Origin of the sequence: Streptococcus sp. 2021WUSS109, from assembly GCF_044427305.1 — a bacterium.
Lineage (GTDB): Bacteria > Bacillota > Bacilli > Lactobacillales > Streptococcaceae > Streptococcus > Streptococcus suis.
In genome coordinates this window covers 32,503-47,774 of the sequence record NZ_JAOTGF010000005.1, presented here as the reverse complement: position 1 = coordinate 47,774, position 15,272 = coordinate 32,503, and the positions used below count along the sequence as shown (strand labels likewise).

16 protein-coding genes and 1 tRNA gene are annotated in these 15,272 nt (G+C 42.4%); 1 reads left to right on the top strand and 16 read right to left on the bottom strand.

Annotated elements, in window-relative coordinates:
• Positions 1–2 precede the first annotated feature (2 nt).
• From essB to rsgA, 12 genes are all read right to left on the bottom strand, one after another.
• The gene (essB, locus tag ODU37_RS02890) at positions 3–1,265 is read right to left on the bottom strand and encodes a type VII secretion protein EssB (protein WP_136670565.1); all 1,263 of its coding nucleotides are present in this window, start codon (positions 1,263–1,265) and stop codon (positions 3–5) included.
• A 1-nt stretch (position 1,266) separates the two neighbouring features.
• Positions 1,267–1,506, bottom strand: coding sequence for an EsaB/YukD family protein (locus ODU37_RS02885; RefSeq protein ID WP_024413501.1), 240 nt, complete (start codon positions 1,504–1,506; stop codon positions 1,267–1,269).
• 29 nt (positions 1,507–1,535) lie between these two features.
• Positions 1,536–2,000: a type VII secretion protein EssA gene (gene essA, locus ODU37_RS02880; protein WP_044758631.1), complete on the bottom strand. Its 465-nt coding sequence runs from the start codon at positions 1,998–2,000 to the stop codon at positions 1,536–1,538.
• Positions 1,997–5,149, bottom strand: coding sequence for a type VII secretion protein EsaA (gene esaA, locus ODU37_RS02875; RefSeq protein ID WP_249562326.1), 3,153 nt, complete (start codon positions 5,147–5,149; stop codon positions 1,997–1,999). The genes essA and esaA overlap by 4 nt, the downstream gene beginning before the upstream one ends.
• Before the next feature lie 70 nt (positions 5,150–5,219).
• A complete protein-coding gene (locus tag ODU37_RS02870; RefSeq protein WP_013730614.1) occupies positions 5,220–5,510 on the bottom strand; it encodes a WXG100 family type VII secretion target in 291 nt (96 codons plus the stop codon).
• 281 nt (positions 5,511–5,791) lie between these two features.
• Entirely contained in the window at positions 5,792–6,604 is an 813-nt protein-coding gene (gene purR, locus ODU37_RS02865; RefSeq protein WP_105115737.1) for a pur operon repressor, read from the bottom strand.
• A 101-nt stretch (positions 6,605–6,705) separates the two neighbouring features.
• On the bottom strand, positions 6,706–7,572 hold the full coding sequence (locus ODU37_RS02860; RefSeq protein WP_105115738.1) for an aminoglycoside phosphotransferase family protein: 867 nt from the start codon (positions 7,570–7,572) through the stop codon (positions 6,706–6,708).
• Positions 7,572–8,513, bottom strand: a complete 942-nt coding sequence (locus ODU37_RS02855; protein WP_249562325.1) for a 3'-5' exoribonuclease YhaM family protein — start codon at positions 8,511–8,513, stop codon at positions 7,572–7,574. Before ODU37_RS02855 ends, ODU37_RS02860 begins: the two co-directional genes overlap by 1 nt.
• Complete coding sequence (locus ODU37_RS02850; protein WP_105158640.1) at positions 8,503–9,741, bottom strand: DNA recombination protein RmuC; 1,239 nt, start codon at positions 9,739–9,741, stop codon at positions 8,503–8,505. Before ODU37_RS02850 ends, ODU37_RS02855 begins: the two co-directional genes overlap by 11 nt.
• Positions 9,742–10,374: a thiamine diphosphokinase gene (locus tag ODU37_RS02845; RefSeq protein ID WP_249562324.1), complete on the bottom strand. Its 633-nt coding sequence runs from the start codon at positions 10,372–10,374 to the stop codon at positions 9,742–9,744. It lies immediately after the preceding gene.
• Entirely contained in the window at positions 10,367–11,026 is a 660-nt protein-coding gene (gene rpe, locus ODU37_RS02840; RefSeq protein WP_105158642.1) for a ribulose-phosphate 3-epimerase, read from the bottom strand. Before rpe ends, ODU37_RS02845 begins: the two co-directional genes overlap by 8 nt.
• Before the next feature lie 14 nt (positions 11,027–11,040).
• Positions 11,041–11,916, bottom strand: coding sequence for a ribosome small subunit-dependent GTPase A (gene rsgA / locus ODU37_RS02835; protein ID WP_024403403.1), 876 nt, complete (start codon positions 11,914–11,916; stop codon positions 11,041–11,043).
• A 509-nt stretch (positions 11,917–12,425) separates the two neighbouring features.
• Here rsgA and ODU37_RS02830 point away from each other — a divergent pair.
• A tRNA-Leu gene (locus ODU37_RS02830) sits at positions 12,426–12,507 on the top strand.
• Positions 12,508–12,557: 50 nt separating this feature from the next.
• On the opposite strand, the gene ODU37_RS02825 is transcribed toward ODU37_RS02830, so the two are convergent.
• From ODU37_RS02825 to ODU37_RS02810, 4 genes are all read right to left on the bottom strand, one after another.
• Positions 12,558–13,622 (bottom strand): ATP-binding cassette domain-containing protein, encoded by a 1,065-nt coding sequence (locus ODU37_RS02825; protein WP_238143140.1) that lies wholly within the window; start codon positions 13,620–13,622, stop codon positions 12,558–12,560.
• A complete protein-coding gene (locus ODU37_RS02820; protein WP_153057028.1) occupies positions 13,570–13,764 on the bottom strand; it encodes a radical SAM protein in 195 nt (64 codons plus the stop codon). The genes ODU37_RS02825 and ODU37_RS02820 overlap by 53 nt, the downstream gene beginning before the upstream one ends.
• Positions 13,765–13,798: 34 nt before the next feature.
• Entirely contained in the window at positions 13,799–14,050 is a 252-nt protein-coding gene (locus ODU37_RS02815) for a PqqD family protein (protein WP_024403801.1), read from the bottom strand.
• Positions 14,051–14,125: 75 nt separating this feature from the next.
• Positions 14,126–14,992, bottom strand: a complete 867-nt coding sequence (locus ODU37_RS02810) for a helix-turn-helix domain-containing protein (protein ID WP_105158643.1) — start codon at positions 14,990–14,992, stop codon at positions 14,126–14,128.
• Between the last annotated feature and the right edge of the window lie 280 nt (positions 14,993–15,272).

Genomic DNA, 15,272 nt, shown 5'->3' with positions numbered 1-15,272 from the left:
GCTTACTCCCCGCTCGAGCTCGATGGACTCGTTGATGATGATTCTGTAGAAGAGGTTGAACTAGACGTCGAACTTGTACCTGTTTTCACCTGTGACCCATCTTCATTCAAAATCGTAGTTCGGGCATCCCAATACTTTTGATACTCCGCTTTCAACTCATCCAAGGTTGTTTCCCGCTCTTCCCCCGACAAAGTCGTATTTTCACGAACCTGTTCCATTTGCTGGTAAAGAGCATACAAAATCAAATCCGAATCATCCAAACGCTTGGCCAAATCCAAAGCTTCTTGGCTATTACCACGACCAATTTCAATCCAGTAGTCCAAATATTGCTCATCTGATTTGAGCGTCACATTATTTAAGATAACAGAACGTTGTTCATTACTCAAATCAAACCCTTGGATGTAGGCATAGGCAAGAGTGTATTTTTGAGTGTAGGGAAGATTAGAAACCTCTACCCGCTCCAACTCACTAATCACCCCAGGATAGTCCACCTTGATGAAGGCCGTATCCGCATCCAGCATTTTTTCCTTGAAAGGATTGTGCATGAAAACTAGATAAATCAGCGGCAAGACCAATAATCCTGCCAGGGCAGAGAGCCAGATGGTCGCATAGCGATAGAGACGGTGCTTGGAGCGAGAAACCCTTGTCAAAGTCGCCTTCTCCTCCTCCAACTTATCCTGAAAATAGCCCTGCAAAAGTCCTTCCAAACTATCCATATCCTCTGCCTTGCGAATGGTATCTAAGAACTCCGGTACAGGAACCACATCCAGCGCACCATTGTAAAGGTCCATAAAATCATGCTCTGTAAATAAGGCAAGGATATAAGATTTTAATTGCTTCAACAAATCCGTAACATCCAAGGTCTGAGGCACCATCTTCTCCGGGATAGCCCGATAGGCTAGTTTGACCCGACCATCCTTAGTAATAAAGACAGATGACGGATGCACGAAAAAGGTGATTGGCAATTTCAAAGCCTGCTTCAATTCTAAAACATTGAGAGAAAGTCGTAGTTTTTCAGAGACCTCTTTCTCCTTCATGTCCTCAAAGGTTTGCCCAAATGCATCCAGATGATAGGTGAAATGAACAGTATCTTCATCCACCGTCATTTCCTGTTGTAAAAATTGAGGGTGGTGCAGATCCAACAAGAGCAGGTCAGTTAGCTCTTGCGTTGCCACATCAGACCGTTTTACATCAAGGTGCCACTCTTTATCACCCTTTAAAAAGACAAATTCCTGTCCACCAAAGACAAATGTTTCTTCTTTCACCCTAAACCTCCAAAACCTCTACAATATCTCCCGTTGTCACAGGATAATCGGCTAATACTTTCCCTTCGTCCAAAACAAACCCCTTATTAACAACATGGAGTTGGTATTTTTTTCTAGCATTCTCTTTTTCGAAGATGCTATCCAACTCCTTGATTAATCTCCTAACCTCAATGTGAGTCGGAATCCGTAAGTCCCTGATTCGTCCTCCATCATGTAAGGTAACATTGATATGCGTCTCCATCTCATCTCCTCCAATAGACCACTAGAAGATTATTCCTGGCCTACTTCATCCTTACCCATCAAATAGGTTGCTAAACTTGCAAGCAATAGAATGCCAACTACAATAGAAGCAAAAAACAGGCCAGAGAGAAGCCCTGCTGGAGCTCCCTCTGTCCCACTATCTACCTTGGTTGTCATCACCTTATGGGTCCGAGTATCAAACAAGGTCCCCACTTGCAAAATATCCGTGCTTGGTTTCTCACCAGTTTGGAATAGGCTATTTAGCTGATGCTCTAATAAGACTTGATCAGCTTCTTTTTTGGCAGTCAATTCTGCTTGATCTGGTGCCAAAAACAAAGATTGGACCAGTAAATCCTGACTACCTATTTTCTTTTCTTTTTCTACTTCAATGCGTGAACTATCAATTTGAAGACTATTGTCTCCAAGTTCGGACGCTTCTACTCCAACCGGAAGAAAGAGAACCAGGCAACTAAGAACAAGTGCTATCTTTTTCATTTAATCCTCTTTTTATTTAGGAATTTTTCCACATCAACAAAAGCATTCAAAGCCGCAAAACCAAGCCCCAATACGAGCGCCGTAGCAATCACTGTCAGACTGGCAGCTTCGCCATCAAAGTAACCAGACAAACTATTTTCTAAAACAGAAAGAGGGTTGATGGCTTTCAATGTTGCAGGCAGGCCTGTCAAACTAGCAGTTGTACCAATGGCATTGGATAGGTAAATAAAGCTGATAACCATGAAGAAGCTAATCCCCATACCAAGTCCTTTGGCATTTTTTATCAATAGATACTGACCTTGTGCTAGTAATAAGCTAAACAAGGTAATCATCAGCACCCAAGTCGGGATCAACTCACTATCAATCTGCAACTGTTGACTTGATACAACCCCGATCAATCCACCGACCAGAAGTGATAGAATGCTGAGCACAGTCACCGTTACTAAATCTGTATCCTCTAGACGGCTGACTTTAAACTTATCTTTCACAGCCTTAATCACACGATGAGTACCAAAAACATAAGCTGCAAACAGTGCCACCATCTCCAAGAGTAAAATCCAGGTGAAAGGTCTGTAGGTGTTGACTGTTGCTTTTACAGATGAAGACGATTCTGTCAATGGTGCAGACAAGAAATCCAAAATCACTTCATTTGGAACACCATTGTCATAGGTATTGCTTAAGACAGAAGTAAAGGTTTTTACAAAGTCGCCATTTTCAGCCAATTCTGATTCAAACCTCTCCATCAGGGCAGTTGCTTCAGAAGATAGATTCTCTCCGCTTTCTTGAGCAGCCTGTACATCATTAGTAAATGTAGTGAAGACGGTATTGACATTAGTCGCCTCCTCAACGTTCTGTTCTGAAAGTGATTTTACCTCACCTGTAATAGAAAGGGAAGCATCCAATTCAGTAGCGAGCGCTGCAAGTTCTGTATCATGCGTTCCTTGAAGAGCAGTTTGTTGCTCTTGACCATCTACAATGGACTGAGCTCGTGCCTTGACATCCTCCAAAAATGCCAGCTGATTCGCTATCTGTTGAGCCAAATCACTATTTGTCGTGCTGATATATTGGAGTTGATCTTTTAATTCTTGTTTGCGTCCTTCTAACTCAGCCAATCTTTCCTTCAAAGCTTGATCTTGTGCACGCGCTTCAGAATAGGATTGTAAATTAGCTGTAATGGAGCTCGTAACTAAAGAGGTCAACAGGGATTTCGCGTCTTGGTTGAAGAAACTATCCGTCAAACTGCTACGTTCACCAGTTACAGTATTAACAGGATAATATTGATCTAATAAACGATTAGCTTGATTATACTTGGAAATGATTTCACTAACTTTTGCAGCATAAGCAACCTCTGCTTTACGATAAGCTTCCTGTTCTTTTAAGAAGTTTTCCCAATCAAATCCTGCTGTTGTGACTTCCAGATTATTAACACTTACCTTGACACTCCCCTGCGCCATCTCAGTTGTCGTGACAGGTGTACCAGTGGACGGTGCCGTAGTCGATGCAGTATTCTCCTCCGATGAGCTCGAACCCGTCGTTGACGAAGTTGAAGTTGAATCCGTTACTACCGTTGTTGAAACCGTGGTCGTCTGACTCTTTTCATATTGGAGAGTGACGGTTACTGTATTATCCTTTTGCAAAGCAACAACTTCACTAGGATTGGTATAGCTGTTGCCATTCAATTCCCAAGATACCAAATCAAACCCGCTAGGAATTTCTAAGGAAAGAGTGGCACGAGTTGTTGGAGTAGGAATTTTAAAATCAGCAGCAGCTTGAAGATGCGGTTCTAACTCTTTAGCAAGATCCTGTAATTCTTTCAAATCATTAGAAGCTACAAAGTGTTCACCAAAATGCGCTTGCGCAAATGCTGCGTCAAATTGAATCTGACTCGCTGCCTTTGGATCCAATTTGTTTAAATCAGTAGTCAGATCTGCAGGAGTCAAGCTTGGTAAACCTGCCAATTGATTCAAAATCAACTGGTCTAAGCTCGTTTGATAGGATGCTAGAGAAATCGGCAACTCTGTACTCTTACCCAAAACCGCTCCAATGTGGATTGTTTCCAGACTATCGCCATAGTAAGTGGTTAAATGTGTTTCAGCAAAGTCAGAAATCGCAGCCTCATGCTCTGCTAATTTCGTACTCTCAGCTTCAATTGCTACCTGTAAGTCGGCAATGGCTTGATCCAACTTTTCAACCAAACCAATATAGCCACTAGCTTCACCCGTCTCGTCTATCGCTGCCGCCCCCAACTGCCCCGAGAGCACCTCTTGGGTCGTTTTAATCGTTGCAAACAACTGATCCGTTTCAGCACTGAGTACAGAGCTATTCATTGCTAAAAGCGAAGCTGAAAATTCTTCCTGTGATAGTTTTCCCTGATTTCGTTGTTCAATCAAGGTAGCCAAATTATCTTTTAGTCCCGTCTGAGCAGTATTTAGGCTATCATATGCCGTCACGTTGCCAGAAAGCGCTTCTTTCAAAAGATTATTAGCTGCCAATGTTGAATCAGCCGTCGAAGTCAAATTCGGAAAAAGTGTCTTAAAATCAACAGCTGTTTGATAGAGATTGTTCCTAAAAACAGCAATATTGGTCACCTTTGTATCTGACAAGGTCTGAACATTTCGTTGTGCCTGATAAAGATTCCCGAGAATGCTGGCCATATACATATCAATCAGCTGACTCTGTAGGTCTGCAATAATCCCTTTTGCCACCTTAACAGCTTCATTCTCTACCTGCAAATTACCATTTGCATTAATCTTATACGTGATTGTCGCTTTATCCACATTGGTATTGTTGATATCCAAGATTTTTGTTGAAAAATCGCTTGGAATGGTCACCACCAACTGGTAAAGGCCTTCTTTCAACCCCTTGTCAGCCGTACCACGACTGACAGTTGACCAGTTATGGGCAGTATTTTTTTCGATATTTTTTGCATAACTAGCGCCAAGATTATATTCCGTACCATTTAGGGTTACAGTATTATCTTCATTGACCAAGGCAACATCCAGCTTAATATTTTGTTGCCCAGCTTCTTGCTCTTTCTTGGAAATACTCGTATTGTTCTGAACGGCAATATTTAATCCAATGATAGATAGAAGCAAAAGTAAGACCAGCAAAGCATTTCTCCCATACTTCAAAATGCGCTGTTTATCCATTTTTCTCTCCTTCATCTCGATAAAAAATAGGAAGGCTGGCGCCTTCCTAGCATTTGAACTTCGTCAACCCTTAGCCATTGATTTGCGCTGCAATGTCTGCATCTGTTTGCTCGATAATGTCAGCAACTTTATTCAATTGGGCATTGATATCTCGAAGCAACTCAGAAAATTCAACAATTTTTGGCTTAAGCGCTTCAAATTGAGCATCAAAACTGTCAAAAGCTGTACCTTCCCAGTTTTCACGAATAACAGATTGCTCATTTGACAAAGATGATAAAATAGCATCAATGTTATCTGAACCTTCTGTATAGCGAATCGCAGAAGTACGGAGCTCATCTGGGGTTAATTTAATACGTGACATATCGTTCTCCTTTTGTCTTATAATTACTAGTCCATTATATAATAAAAAAGCAAATAATACAACCATATATGCAACTTTATTTATAGAAAAAATAATTATTTAGTCAGATCAAAACATAATTGTAAAAATTTTATACTATTTTGACCGCAGAGCAAAAAAGATTGAAGGAATATGTCCGAAACGGACCTTCCTCCAATCTGAGCTGAAAATTCAGTTTTTTAATGCACGAATAATCTAAATAGAGACTAGCTTAGTTCTCTTTGAGCACAGGTTGGTAAATGTTACTCAAAAATATTTCCCAATTCTACATCAACTCGGTTTTCCTTGACATTGATGTCGGTCACAGCGAGCAAAGATTTGTAGTTAGCTACGCTACGGTCCCCTTTTTGGTTTTCCGCAAAGACAGCCACACCTACCAAGGTTGAGTCAAACTCAGACAAAAGGCTAATCATACCATTGATGGTGCCACCATTTTTCAAGAAATCATCGACGATCAAGACACGGCTTCCTGCCTTCAAACTACGCTTAGACAGGAACATCTTTTCGATACGGTCGCTAGATCCTGACACATAGTTGACAGAAACGGTTGAACCTTCTGTGATTTTCAAATCACGACGCACAATAACAAACGGTACATTAAGGACATTGGCAACAGCATTGGCCAAAGGGACACCCTTAGTCGCAACTGTCATGACCGCATCAATCTTTTCATCTTTGAAAGCATCTGCAATGATACGACCGACATTTTTCAAAATATGCGGTGTAGACAGCAAGTCAGATGAATAGATATAACCGCCTGGCAAGATACGATTACTTTCAGCCATCTGATCACGAAGGACCTGTGCAATTTCGACAGACTCTGCCTTAGAGATCGATGGAGTAAAAACAACTCCTCCACTGGCACCAGTAATGGTTTCAATATGCCCTATAGAGCTTTCCTCAAAAGCCTTTTTAATGATGGCAATATCCTCTGAGATAGATGACTTGGCAGATTCATACTTTTCCGCAAAGGTATTCAAACTAGTTAATTCATAAGGGTGGTTGATGAGGTAATTGGAAATGACAACCATACGCTCACTTCTTCTTAATTTCATAAAATCATCCTCTTTCACTTTTTTATATTATATCACAACAAACTACAAAAAGCGAACTTTTTTGATTAAAAAGTCCGTCTTTTTCGTATTTTGTTTATCGCTTACATATACCACTTTGGAAGATGATGATTAAAACATTCATACCATTCAGAAATCTTCTGCGCTTGCAACTTCATCAATGGAATTTGTTCGGAATCTACTTGTTCTGCCCAAGAAAGAGCGCCTAGACTATTTACTGTTACATAAAGAGCCATGAGTTTCCAAAATTCCTCTGGAATAGCGCCGTCAAAATAGGCATCTACCTGACCACGCGCAAAGGCTGGAGACAAATCTGCCGTGAAAATCAAACGGTTGAATTCTTCCCAAGGGTCTCCTATATCGTAGCGATCAAAGTCTAATATTTTCAGTTTCCCATCCGCACCCAGTAGGAAGTTACCTGTGTGAAAATCTCCATGATGGTAGGCAATCGGTCTCCCTTCAAGCAAGTGACGATTGGCCTGAACAAAGTCTATCATGGCTTGACCATTTGGATAGGAATGACTAGCTGCTTGGTAGGCAGCTAATTTATTGTCAATCTTAGCCTGATAAAAACTGTTCCAGTCCCGTTGACTTTGGTCAATTGGTAGGGCATGCAAGGTTCGCAAAAACTTCCCTGACTGACAGCCCAAATCATACAAGACAGCATCAGACAGGCTAGAAGCTACTTCATTCATGTCCTGACCTTCCACCCATTCATAGAGAGTGTAGACTGACAAGTCATCCGTCCAAAAGGCGATTGGCTCTGCCACAGGCAAACCTAGACCAAACAGGTTTTCAACTAACTGAAACTCTAATCGCTTAGCCTCATAGGCTGGCCGCTCTGCTATTCTCAAAAGACCAAAGCGACCATCTTCTAGCTGGACCTTGTACTTTTGGTCCGTGGACCAGCCTTTGGTGAGGGGCTGTCGAGACACTATCCTAACTGCCATTAGTCGATGTTGGGCTTATAGAAGGCGCGGTTATCCATGGCAAAAATGCGGTTGGTCATCTCGCCTGGGCCGACCTTGTCCAAGGCCGACAGCATCATCATCATTTCAGCATCGATATTGTCAATCATGTGGAGGATTTCTGCCTCCATAATCTGCGGACGGACAGGGCTTCCATACTCCAAGAGGCCATGGTGGCTGAGGATAACGTGGCGCAGAACAGTCACTTCCTCCAGACTGTCATCGATGCCCAATTCCATCAAGACCTTGGTAATCTCTTCATCAATCAAGGAAATGTGCCCAATCAGATTCCCACGGACAGTGTAGCCAGTATTGTCTGGACCAGTCAGTTCGATTACCTTGGCTAGGTCATGAAGCATGATTCCTGCAAAGAGCAGGCTCTTGTTGAGCTGAGGATAAATATCACCAATTTTATCAGCCAAGCGTACCATGGTCGCTGTATGGAAGGACAAGCCTGAGTAGAAGGCATGGTGATTGGTCTTGGCTGCTGGATAGGAATAAAATTCCTTGTCGTACTTGCTGTAGAGAGCACGGACAATCCGCTGCCATGTGGCATTTTCGATGCGGAAAATCATCTGGCTCAAATAGTCCTTGGTGTCCTTGACATCCACAGGTGGTTTTTCCTTGAAATCAGCAGGGTCGTTGGGCTCGCCTGCCTTTGGCAAACGAAGAACCAGTTGATTGACCTGGGGGGTGTTGTTGTAAACCTCACGGCGCCCCTGCATGTGAACAACTGTCCCAGCAGTAAAATCCTTGATTTTCCCTGGCTGGGCATCCCAGATCTTGCCTTCAATCTCGCCCGTATCATCTTGGAAGGTCAGAGCTAGGTAGTCTTTGCCAGCCCGTGTTTGACGGACTTCAGCAGTCTTAATCAGATAGAATCCTTCGAAGAATTCATCTTTTTTCATTTGGTTAATTTTCATTATCTTCCTCATCTAATGGGGACAGGCCAAGCAGCCCCTTTGTTTGGTCATCTTCGTACAGGTCAATGGTACGAAGACTACGCTCGATGGCGTTGGTGCGAGTGGTTAGGAGTTTGTCAATATTGCTGCTGGCTTGATTGAGCTGTTTCTGAGCCTTGACCAAGAGGTCAGAAAACTTGCCAAATTCCAGCTTGACATTGCCCAAGACCTTGGAAATATCATCGGCTGACCGTTGAATGTTAAGGGTCTTAAAGCCGACGGAGAGGGAATTGAGCAGGGCAGACAGGGTGGTCGGTCCTGCTACCACGATATTTTCCTGACGGCGAAGGTCATCAAAGAAAATCGGATTGCGGACCACCTCTGAATAAAGCCCTTCGGTTGGCAAGAACAACACACCAAAATTAGTCGTTTCAGGCGGATTGAGGTACTTGCTCTGAATGTCCTTGGCAAAACGTTTAATAGCAGCCAAGAGATTTTTCCGATGGAGGTCAATCTGGTCCTTATCCCCACTTTCGTAAGCATCTTCCAAGCGGTAGTAATCCGCCAGCGGAAACTTGGAATCGATTGGCAAGTAGATATAGTCGCCTTCCGTCCGTCCTGGTAACTTGACCGCATACTCCACGCGCTCACTAGAGCCTGAAACCGTGGCAAACTCTCGTTCATATTGGCTAGGTGTCAAGATATCCTCGATAATCTGTCCCAGCTGCAATTCACCCATGATGCCACGGGTTTTGGTACCAGACAGAACCTTGTTAAGGCTACCCACATCACGCGCCACCGTCTGCATTTCACCCAGACCACGATTGACCGATTCCAACTGCTTGGACACCGTTTCAAAGGAGGCTTGTAGGCGGGTTTGCAGGGTTTTCTCCAGCTTTTCCTCGACTGTTTGCCGCATTTCTTCCAGGCGTTTTTCGTTGGACTCCTGAATGGCCTGCAATCGGCGGTCGGTAGCATCACGCGTTTCCAAGTGGCTCTTATTCAGCTCTTGACGGATGTCTGTTAGCTGTTGGTAAAGCTCCGTGCGGAGTCTTTCTACCTCATGATGAATGGCTTGCTGCTGTTTGAGAGTTGCATTTTCTAGTTGATAGCTGAGCTGGTCAGACAAGTTGTCTGCTGTATCTTCGGCTTGATCTTGCAAAAGCAGGGCCAAGCTCTGCCATTTTCCATAAAGAAAAACCAAGGCAAGCAAGACCAGTATCAGCAAAATAAGTAATACAATATCCATCTAATCCTTATCCTTACTGTAGATCAGGACCACGTAGCCCTGATCCAGTTGAATGTCTATGTCTCTATCTATAAATTCGTTAGAGGAATAGCATTTTTTGAAAAAATAATTGCTGGCATCCAGCGGGTACTTGGCACGACGAATTGTCAGGCGACTCTGGTCCGACGGCATAAAGGAAATGTACTTCATACCAGCAATCGGTGACAAACGGTGCTGACCTGCAGGTCGAAATCGGACGATGTTCTGACTATCCACCAATTCAATCTGCTCCATGTAGGGTGCCAAGTCGGGTTCTGCAACCATAAATAGATTGGCCATCATATGGTCCATGCGACCACCCAAGGCTCCGTATATGCGAACCTGGGCCTGCGGATACGCCTTGAAGATTTCCTTTAAAGCCAGCTCCAAGTCTGTATCATCTTTTTCAGCAGGAGCTTGCAAAAAACGCTCTGCCATCTCCCTTATCCGACCCAGCTCCTCAGAGGTCACCGAGTCAAAATCACCGATAGCCCAGTCAAGAGGCAGGGAGTGGTCCAGAAGACGAAGAGAGCCTGCATCTACCCCCACATAGAGGTCGGCAGGCTCAGGAAGGCAGTCAAAGGAACCGCCCGCAATGACAGCAATCTTAATCATTGAGGGCAGCTCTCAATTTGGCAACGTTGGCATCCAAGTCTCCTTTGAAGAGGTAGGATCCAGCCACAAAGACATTGGCACCCGCATTTTTGGCTGAATGAATGGTCTTGTCGTCAATCCCGCCGTCCACTTCGATGTCAAAGGTCAAGCCCTTGGCTTCACGCAATTTAACCAAATCCGCAATCTTCTCAGCCACTTCTGGAATGTAGGCTTGTCCACCAAAACCGGGGTTAACTGTCATAAGCAAAACCTGATCCACCAAGTTGAGCACAGGCTCAATGGTCACAAGAGGAGTGCCTGGATTGATGACCACACCCACCTTCATACCAGCCGCACGAATTTTTTGGAGGGTCCCATGCAAGTGAACCGTTGCTTCTGCGTGAATGGTTAAAATATCTGCACCCGCACATGCAAAGGTCTCGATATGATTTTCAGGATTAGACACCATGAGATGGCAATCAAAAACCAGCTTGCTATGAGGACGCATAGCTGCAACCACATCCGCCCCAAAGCTGATATTTGGCACAAAGTGACCGTCCATGACATCAATGTGCACATACTCCACACCTGTCTTTTCTAGACGTTTGAGCTCTTTTTCAAAATTTGCATAATCCGCCGCCAAAATAGACGGTGCAATCTTATAATGTGACATAGAGTACCAACTTTCTATTTGAATTTCTTACTAACCTTGGTATAGGTTTCACGCTGATTTTGGATTTCGCTGAGGAATTGGAGATAATTGTCAAAGCGGCTTTGGGAAATGGCAGAGCTGGCAACAGCTTCCTTGACCGCACAATCCGGCTCATGGGTATGGGTACAGGTCCTAAATTTGCAGTCCTGACTGCTTTCCGCAATCTCTGGGAAACAATCTGTCAGAGCCTCCGCCTCCTTGACTTCATAGTCTAGAGATGAAAAACCTGGCGTATCCGCAATTTTCCCACCGAAGACATTGTAGAAACTGACCGCACGGGTGGTATGGCGACCACGCCCCAGGCTATCTGAAATTGCCCCTGTTTCCAAGGCTAATTCTGGTGCAATGCGATTGAGAAGAGTCGATTTGCCAACCCCTGTCTGCCCCATAAAGACTGTCACCTTATCCTGCAATAATGGTGTCAATTCCTCCAAACTATAGACAAATGGATAGCCAATTTTCTCATAGATAGCCTTGAAGGCATCCATCTCCGTCCGATCTTCTACCAAGTCCATCTTAGAGATGTAAATAACCGGGTCCATGTCCTTTTGTTCCAAGAGGACGAGAAAGCGATCCAAGAGATTGGCATTAAAATCAGGTTCCCTGGCCGACATGATAACCACCGCCTGATCGATATTGACGATAGGAGGTCGAACCAAACTATTCTTTCTCTCATGAATCTTTAAAATATAGCCTTCTGAGTTTTCCTCGGCAGAAAAGTCCACAAAATCACCCACGTAGGGCGTTTGTCCCTTCTTACGAAAATTTCCTCTGGCTCTGGTTTGATAAATCTGTCCATCCGCCTCGACATAGTAAAAACCTGCCAAGGCCTTGATAATTCTTCCTTGCAATGAAGACTCCTTTGTGTGTACTTGTTCCTATTATACCAAATTTCCTAAGAAAAAAGGAGCAGGAAAGAACTCGAACCTTAATAAAAGAGCGCGTCACCCATTTCACGTTTCAAGTTGTTGAGCTGAAACAGTCTATTCCCAGACTGTTTCAGTCCCACCCCGTATAGCTCCAACAGTCAGAGTAGTGACTGTTGGAGGTTGGAGATAGAGCGAATAGAGTTCGCTACAAAACTGTCTGGGAGACAGTTTGAGGTTGGATATGAAGCGAACTTTGTTCGCAACAGTCGTAATGGTTAGATTTGGAGTGTAAAACACGAACTGCTGAGATTTGCTTCGCAAATCCCATCTCCAACCTTTAACAGTCTATTCCTAGACTGTTAAAGCCAATCAACCACTGCGCTGAGATGTTGACACTAACCTTATGAAGTGGGATGGTCTTTTACCCAGACTCTGAGATTTTACATTTTCCTCTAGTCATTTCAAATAAAAAATAGTATAATAAAAAGCAAGCGGAGGTGGTGGAACGGCAGACACGCATGCTTCAGGCGCATGTGCCCATCGGGTGTGAGGGTTCAAATCCCTTCCTCCGCATTATTTATAAAGGATAACCCCAAGTCAAAGTTGATGACTTGGGGGCATTTTTATATCTTCTCACGCAATTTCCCATCACGCAATTCCAAAACCACATCAAACATGTCTAGGATGACTGGGTCTGATTCATGCAAGATGGTGATGATGAGTTTGTCCTCCAGCTGCAAGAGGTTGGTCAAAACCTGCTTAGTCAGGGCAGGGTCTAAATGGGCGGTCGGTTCATCCAAGAGCAATATCTCCTTACCACTCATCAAGGTACGGAGCAGGCACAGGACATTTTTCTCGCCTCCACTTAAGAGACTAGGATTACTTGCGGTCATCAATGTGTCCTGTAAACTCGCTGGCAAGCTCCTTAACAAGCCAAGCATGACATCTCTTCCCTTCTCATAGGTTCCAAAAACAGATACATTGTTTTCAAAATCGGTATGGTAAAGATGCTCAAACTGGCTGAGATAGAAGGCGGTAGCTGCTTCCATTTCATGCAAAACATCGTTTTCCAGATAGGAAACACTTCCCTTGTCCAGAGCCAGTTCTCCTGCCAACACTCGTAAAAAAGTGGATTTTCCGCTGGCTGACGGACCAATGATGGCATACTTTTTCCCCTTGTCAAACCGATAGGAAAAATCTGCTACCGCTAATTCTCCCATACGATAGGCCACTTCCCTGACTTCCAAGGCCGTCACATTGGGATAGCTTGGTACTTGCTCAGACAAGACCTGACCAGCAAGATATCCTTCTAGGTTGGCAACCGTTTCCTTGGTTGAATGGATATAATTGACATCCAAGAGGATGTATTTCATAGGATAGATGAAATTTTCAACATAGCTAAAAGTCGCAATGGCAGCACCGATGGTCAACTCTTTTTGCAGCAAGAGGTAGCCGACCAAGCCAAAAGCTGTTAATTGCACCAAAAACATGGAAAATCCATTGACAACATTAGCCAGGGTCTTGAATTGCCCAAAGCGAAAACGAGCCTGCTCACTTTCTTCTACTGACCGATGGTGGACACGGCTGATGGAACCGAAGGTTTCACTATTAACGCGGTTCTTAGCAGAAAAGAGGTCAGTCACCACCTGTAAACGCAACATGGTGAACCCCAAACTTCCGTAAATCATTCAGTATTTCTTTCAAGTCCTCAGTAGACAACCCATTTTTTGCATGTTCAGGAAGATAACAGTGTTTACAACGCCAATTACATCTTGTTGTCAATTCAATTATTACAAAAACCGGACTATCATTTTTAAATGCATCATCCATGACAGTCGAAAGCGAAAAAACGATGCATTATCTTTCATAAAAGTAACCCCTCTTTTTGTAACTCTATTAAAAATGAAAATACATCTTTGTTGAGTTGAGCATTATTCAAATTGTAAGTGTCACTTAACTCTTGTATTACACTACTAATTTCAATTGAATTGTCAATTGCTTCCCATATATATTTACTTATATGATCAAGATAATAAATTTGTCCTGTGCTCTCATTCACAATATAAATATAATCATTTATTTTCTGCCAAGAAATATTATTTGAAAATGTGTACATATTACTTCTCCCTTCAAAGTGACTTTATTATAAACAAAAAAATGGGATAAATAAAATCGTATCCCATTTATGCAATCAATCATTCACAATTACATTTTCTAAACACTTTTCATACCAGTCTGCTATATTCTGACTATCTACTGCTCTCAGCAAACCGATACACTTTCTCATCTCTAATATACCATTTTGATCTTTATTCTTTTTATAGTCATAGAAACCCTTTCCATATCGAAAAAGAATACGATCAAACACAGCCGTTTCCTCAAAAAAATTATTTTTTATGATTTTTTCAAGATAAACTGCATCCGACAATTTATTTCGGTCAATGCAAACCAAATATGCATTTAGTAAAATTTGTGATAAAACATTTCGATTTTGTCGTATTTCAGAAAAATACTGTGTTCGTTTTATCAATTCTCTACAGAATAGCATAGTACAGCTATGATTCAATTCATCCATTGTGTTAGCAAATAACGTCAATTCATAGTAGCCCCAATTCTCTACTCGGAAGAGATAGTCTGTTAAATACGTTAACTCATCCAAAGAAACTTTTGTCACCTGATCTAGATCACTTAATTTAATTTTGATTAAAACAGCATTTAATCGATAAAATTCTCTACGATAATCCCCCTGTGCTTTCACTAGTTGATCGGACAGCATTTTTCTTATTTTCATTATATCTCTACCATATATTGATTGTCTCAGTTGTTCTAAAATTATAGTCAACTCATCTCTCTGGAAATCCTGACTTGCATAACAATACTCATCAAAGTCTACATTCAACTCTGCTAATACACCAAAAAGTTTGCTAATTGTTATGTCAGATTCCCCGTTTTCAAACCGTGAGAGTTGCGAAGTCGAGAGATGCCCTCTGGCAACCTCCACCAAGCTCTTTCCCTTACCTTCCCTAATAAATTTAAATGTTTGGCCAAAACTATTCATTTCACAATTCCTCTTTTGCATATACGGGATTTTTTTTACAACTTATAAAGTATGTGTTACATTAGTTACAAAGTTTAGAAAACAATATCATAAACAGGAGCTTTCATATGAAAAAAAGTACTCGAACTCTGCTAATAGTTGTCTCACTCTTTTCTGCCATTACGGTATTAGAAAAAATTATACAAATTTTTATTTTGAAATAATCAAAACAGAACCTCATCTATCTATATTATCTATCTTATTAGAATATATTTTAGTTTTAGAGTCTATTCTTTTTTAG